Source organism: Armatimonas sp., from assembly GCF_031410135.1.
In the GTDB taxonomy this organism is placed as follows: domain Bacteria; phylum Armatimonadota; class Armatimonadia; order Armatimonadales; family Armatimonadaceae; genus Armatimonas.
The window spans coordinates 1-5,724 of the sequence record NZ_JANNYP010000534.1 but is presented as its reverse complement, the minus strand read 5'-3'; the positions used below and the strand labels follow the sequence as shown (position 1 = coordinate 5,724).

The 5,724-nt window shown below is 60.9% G+C and carries 6 protein-coding genes; all 6 read right to left on the bottom strand.

What is annotated here, in order from left to right:
• Positions 1 to 509: ROK family protein (locus RMO15_RS19850; RefSeq protein WP_309715890.1), on the bottom strand; the 509-nt coding region annotated here is incomplete at its 3' end.
• Positions 506 to 1,420, bottom strand: coding sequence for a S1/P1 nuclease (locus RMO15_RS19845; protein ID WP_309715887.1), 915 nt, complete (start codon positions 1,418 to 1,420; stop codon positions 506 to 508). The genes RMO15_RS19850 and RMO15_RS19845, both read right to left, overlap by 4 nt.
• 3 nt (positions 1,421 to 1,423) lie before the next feature.
• Positions 1,424 to 3,574, bottom strand: a complete 2,151-nt coding sequence (locus tag RMO15_RS19840) for a M20/M25/M40 family metallo-hydrolase (protein WP_309715886.1) — start codon at positions 3,572 to 3,574, stop codon at positions 1,424 to 1,426.
• A gap of 30 nt (positions 3,575 to 3,604) precedes the next feature.
• Positions 3,605 to 4,057 carry a hypothetical protein gene (locus tag RMO15_RS19835; RefSeq protein ID WP_309715883.1) on the bottom strand — a complete coding sequence of 151 codons (453 nt, stop codon included), beginning with the start codon at positions 4,055 to 4,057 and terminating at the stop codon, positions 3,605 to 3,607.
• A gap of 4 nt (positions 4,058 to 4,061) precedes the next feature.
• Positions 4,062 to 5,219, bottom strand: a complete 1,158-nt coding sequence (locus RMO15_RS19830; RefSeq protein ID WP_309715879.1) for a hypothetical protein — start codon at positions 5,217 to 5,219, stop codon at positions 4,062 to 4,064.
• A partial coding sequence (locus RMO15_RS19825; RefSeq protein WP_309715876.1) for an SDR family oxidoreductase occupies positions 5,209 to 5,724 on the bottom strand: 516 nt, incomplete at its 5' end. The genes RMO15_RS19830 and RMO15_RS19825, both read right to left, overlap by 11 nt.

The following is a 5,724-nucleotide window of genomic DNA, read 5'->3' as shown; positions in this document are numbered from 1 at the left end:
GGCGGCGCGTCGGGGTAGAGCACCAGATGCCCTGGCTCACTGCCCGCACCTTTTGGTCCGTGTACCAGCTTGCCGTCGTGAACCAGCGCTCCACCGACTCCCGTTCCCAGCCCCAGATAGACGAGATGCTGGTAGTTCTTTCCCGCACCGTAGCGGCTCTCACCCACGGCCAGCGCGTTGACATCGTTGTCGGCAAAGGCGGGCAGACCGAAGGCTTTTTCAAACGCCTCTTTGAGGCGCTGGCCTTTCCAGCCGGGGAGAATCTCGGTGGCATTGACTACAACCCCCTCAACGGGATCGATCTGCCCTCCCGCCCCGATGCCAATGCCGATAACGCCTTCACCGGGCAGAGATTTTGCCAGCTCTACGGCACGCGCCAGCACCGACGCGCCGCCATTTTCTGCCTCGGTGGGGATGCGGGCTTTGTGGAGCACCTGCCCCGTTGCCGCGTCGATAATCCCCGCTGCGATCTTCGTGCCGCCAATGTCCACGCCAAGTAGCAAGCTCATAGGTGCGCCTTCAGCCAGTCGGCCATGCGGTAGCCTGCCAGCGTGCCACGCTGCTTGCCCACGCGTCCGCGTTCTTGGGAGTAGCCTGCGGGGAGCACAATACCGTCGTTTTTGTTGGGGCCGCTCTGGAGCATACCATTCTGATACACCACTGACTTTGCCAGCGCCGCGCTCTCCTCAATCCATCTCTGCTGCTTCTGCTCGCCGACATTTTCAAACTTGGCGCGTGGGTTCTCGGCGCGGAGCGTGATGGCAAGCTGGTTAAGCTGGCGCAGGTTGTAGCTACTCGTGATCGCCTCGTCCCAGACAAAGTGCAGCTTTTGTGTTGCGCCGCCCTCGGAGTAGCGGACGTAGAAGATATTGCCGCCCAGGTCGCCCGCATTGCCCTGGAAGCGCTGGCTAAAGAGCGAGACGGCGTGCAGCGGCTGGTGGGCATCGCCGAGCTGGTGCAGGATCCAGCAGAGCGCGATGGCTTTTTGAATCTTGCCCTCCGCACTGTTGGGGGCGCTCTTGAACTCCTGCACACGGTCGGGAAATGATGTCACAAGATTATTGGGCTTCGCGGGCTTGGTTGGGCTCCCATCAAAAGACACAGGCGTGTTGATGTAGTGCCACTCGCCTTTTTGCCCACGGTGGCCATCGTCGGAGTCGTCGGGCCAGCGAGCCGCCATCATCAGGAGCACCTCCGCATCAGGGATATTGGCGGCAGCGCCTTCGTCCACCTGCGGCTTCCACTTGCCCACGTAGTCCGGGTGCTCGCGCAGAACAGCGACCAGTTTCTCTAAAAGCGCCGGGTTGGCTTTAAGATCGTGGTAAGCAACGGCTCCCGTGGCCATGTGGCCGGGCTTGTTCCAAGCGGCGGCGGGCAGAATAAGTGTCAGTAGGCAGAGGGGCAGGAGCATCGTTCGCATGGGCTATTTGTACCCGATCCGTAGCGTCCGCCGCACGATGCGTACATCGGTGTAGGAGTCCACGGAGACGGGAATCCAGCCCTCAGGGCGCGGTGGAGTGTTTGGTGGCAAGCCAGGAAGCACCATGTCCACAGTGAGTGTCGTTTCCGCTGAAGCCTCTGCCGAAAGAGTCGCTGTCTGTGGGGGGCCAAACCAGCGCAGTTTCGTCAGAGCGGGGAGCTTCTTGCCATCAAGAGTAAGAGTCGTCGGTTTGTCAAACGTCAGCATCAGCTCCGTTGCGCGTTCGGGTAGGGTGATCGTGATGCTTTGTCCTTGATGTGTAATTGTCTGGGCGGGGAGCTTCAGGCTCGGAGTGGGCGCTGCAAAGGCGGGGAAATCCCCGAGTTTCGTCTCCGTGGGTCGCTCGCCCAGCACGGCCTTTGTCCAGACATTAGGTTTCTGCAAGCTCACCCACTGCGCCTTGCCGGTGTCAGCATCTTCAAGGTAGAGCAGGGCGCTGGTTCGTGGCCCCGTTTGTAGCGCCCCGATCACGAAGCAAACCACACCGCTTAGCAGAAAGACAGCAGGAGGAAGGAGCACGAGTGGCTTGACGGTGTCCCGAACCAGCGGCAGGAGAGGGAGCAGGCCAAAGGTGGCGAGCACGCCCAAGAACGGCGGGAGTCCGAAGCCCAGAAGCAGGGCGAGGCTATGCCAGACCGGCGCAAGAAAGACCAGGAGTGGCACTGCGGCGAGCCAGGGCTTTCCCCAAGCGATTCCGATCAGGGAAAAGAGCAGGGGCCAGAGAAACAGATAGCTTGCGCCAGGGAGAAAGAGATTGGTGGCGATCAGCGCCAACACCCACCAGCAAAGCGCTCCTAGAGAGAGTTGCTTGCCCGAAAAGCGCCGTAGCACCGGCCCCCACTCCAGCCAGATAAAGGCCAGTGTCGCCAGTAGGAGTGCGGCCTCAAACCAGCGGACACCGTACGGGTCGCGGTTGGGAACGGATTGCCGAAACGGCTGCACAGCAAAACCAACCAGCACGGCGACAAGTGCGCCCGTGACCAGTGTCCCCAGCCCTAGCCCTAGCCCCGCAAAGAACGCCTTGGTCGCGTCTTTCTCTTGCCGATTGCGCCAGAGAAGAGCAAGAAAAAATATCCCCACATAGCCGGAGTAGACCCAGGCCATGTAGGTTGGGTAGTGCAATACCCACTGCCCAAGCACATCGAAGTAGATAGCATTTTGTTTGCGTTTACTATCGAGTGACATCAGGTCTGTCTCTAAAAACGCCCGGCTGAGAGCCAGCGCACTGGCACCGTGCTGTTGGAGGCTACGCGTATCCAGGTTCTCTGGGGTATCGAGTGCGGAGTGGTAGCTCTGCCAGCGTCCGACAAAGGCGAAGTTCAGCCCCATCATCCCTACCTTTTTGAATATTGTCAGATCGGTATCGTTGGGTAGGGTCTCGTAGAGTGCATACATCAGCGACGATGCGTGTGGGTGTGGGCAGGCATGCGCGAACTGCTCGATCAGCTCCTTGTTGAACTCGCTTGTCTCGAACATAAAGACCGGGCCGCCGCCACCGCGCGCCTCGAAGTTCAGCACGAGCGTTGGGGATTTTTCGGGTTTCTCGGTCAAACTGTCCACGTAGCCCTGCGCCCCGAGCAAGCCAAACTCCTCTGCATCGGTGATGAGCACGCGGAGCGTGTTTTTTGCAGCCCCCGATCCCAGGGCACGCATCGCCTCCAGAAGCGCCGCCACTCCCGCCGCATCGTCGCCTGCGCCAGGGCCACTGAGGTGCGAGTCGTAGTGTGCGGCGAGCAGCAACGTGCCCGTCGGGGCCGTGCCGTGCCTCTCCGCGACGATATTCTCCACGCTCGCCAGCCGTAGCGCCCCATCGTGCTCGTCCCGGTGCGCGATTCGCTTCTGAACCGTCGTCGTAAAGCCCAGCTTGGTCAGCTCCGCGACTAAGTAGTCCCGCACCCGGTCGTGCTCCGGCGTTCCGGGCGGATGCGGCGTTCGTGCGATCTGGTGAACATGCACCATCGCCCGCTCGGCAGAGAACACATCTGCAGGCGCACTGGCCGCCACGGGTGTCGGCGGCTCCTGCATCCACAGTACAAACGCCGTGACCAGTGCGAGGAGTGCTAAGATGCCCAAGGGCCGCTGGAGCTTTTTCATGGGGCTATTGTAGAGCAAAAAGGGGAGCGTTTACCGGTGATTGTGGTGGCGTATCGCGCGGACGATCTCGCGGTATGCGAAGAAGCTGGTGGTGGACTGCGGGCCAGGCTCCAGAACCTTGATCTTTTTGTCCATGATTACCGTTGCCGTGAATATCTCAACGATTTGCTTCTGGCCACGCTGAGTTATGGGCATCACCCCGCGACCTGACCAAACATCGACGTAGTGCGTTGGCTCTTCTTCGTCGGGCTCCATGAAAAACAGACACTCTCTCCCCGGTGAGAGCTCAAAGACACGGTTGCGATCTGTCCTAACATGAAAGGGAAGATAACGCGCCGGTCTTCCTTTGAAGGCTTCTTTTACCTCGATCAGGGCAAGGTCTAAGTTGGTGACAAGCTCTACTTGGCCGAGGAGAATAAGTGGGCTCAGCTTGACAAGCTCAGGGAACTCGATACGTCCAGGACGGTAGAGGTTTCTTGGCATGTGGTTAGCGGTAGACACTGCGGATAAGGGCGACATCGGGGTCGCGGGTGGGCGGGAGGGACTGCGCCTGGTTGCGCTCCAAAAGCTCCCCAAGCTTGGGGTTGGGCTTGCCGTCTATCTGAAGATCAACCAGTGTGTGGTTGTGTTCAAGTGCTTCGACAAGGGCGGTGACTCCGCGCTTTGAGAGGCCATTACGACGCAGGTCGAGGCGGCGCAGGGTTTTTGCACCGGGCAGGAGTGCGGCAAGGGCGAACGCGCCTTTGTCACCGAGGGCATTGGCCGATGAGCCTAAAACCCGAGTTGAGGGGGTGTAGCCCAGGCTAAGCGTGTGTAGGCGCGGGTGTGCGAGGACGGCTTCGAGAAGAGTCAGAGCCCCAGTCGTCCCAATACCATTGCTCGCCAGATCTAGCTCCTCCAGTGTCGTGTTTTTTCGCAGTGCCTCGGCAAGCAGCACTGCGCCCTCGTCGCCGAGCCGGTTGACGCTGAGTAGCAGGGCGTTTAGGTACGGTGCTTCACGGAGCAGGCGGGCTAGGCCATGCGCTTGCTCGGGGCCGAGACCATTGCCGCTGAGATAGAGGCGCTCGACACTACGATTGGCCTCACAGAGCGCGGTGACAATCGCATCGAAGCCTGTTGTGCGTAGGTCGGTGTTGACAAGGTCTAGCACCCGCAGGCTCTGGTTGATACGTAGCATCCCAGCGAGTTTTTTGGCCCCTTCAGGCCCGAGAGGGTTGCGTTTGAGCCAGAGCCCGGTCACCGACGTATTGTGCGCCAGTGCCTCGGAGAGCGCCTCGGCACCGGCGGGGCCGATCTTGTTGCAGCCGAGATAGAGCACCTCCAGCCTTGGATTACTCTTGGCCAGCGTCGCCACCGCCGCTGCCCCACTGTCCCCGATTCCATCCGTGCCTAGCATCAGGCTACGCACGTGCGTGTTGCCCTCCAGCGCTGCCACAAGCCGCTGGCAGTTCTCCGGTCCGAGGCTCTGCTTGCACAGATCCAAGCGCCCGTCGTCTAGGAGCGTTCCACGAGGGAAGACGGCGCTTTCCATCACAGGCGTGTCGCCACTTAGGTGCGCCAGAAGCGGCTCCAGCTCCTCGGGAGCGCAAGGCGTGATTGGTGCTAGGTGCACCGGGCAGAGGATGGTGGGATCGTCACCAGGCATAGGGTTCAAAGTCCTTTAGGAAGTGCCCAAAGCGGGGCTCGTCGGGGGAGGTCAGCCCCTGCGCGATGGGGTCGTAGAGGCGCGCCATACCGTCGGTGGAGTCCAGCGGTGTGTAGAAGTTTTTATCGTCGCGCAGGTGGGTTGCCTTTGGGTAGGGGTTCTCGTCAGTGATCCAGCCGGTATCGACCGCGTTCATATAGATGCCCTCGCGTGCCCACTCCTGCGCACTGGTGCGAACCAGCATATTGAGCGCCGCTTTTGCCATGTTGGTGTGCGGGTGCCGCTCGGTCTTGCTGGCGCGATTGAACTGTCCCTCCATCGCCGATGCCTGCACCACAAAGCGCCTGGCATTGGGCGAGCGCAGGAACGCAGGCTTGAGGCGGCCCGTGAGCACAAAGGGCGCGGTGGCATTGACAAGCTGCACCTCTAAAAGCTCCAGCGTGCTCACCTCGTGCAGGCTCAGTGCCCAGGAGTTGGTCGGGCGCTTGTCCAGCGGCTGGCCGTC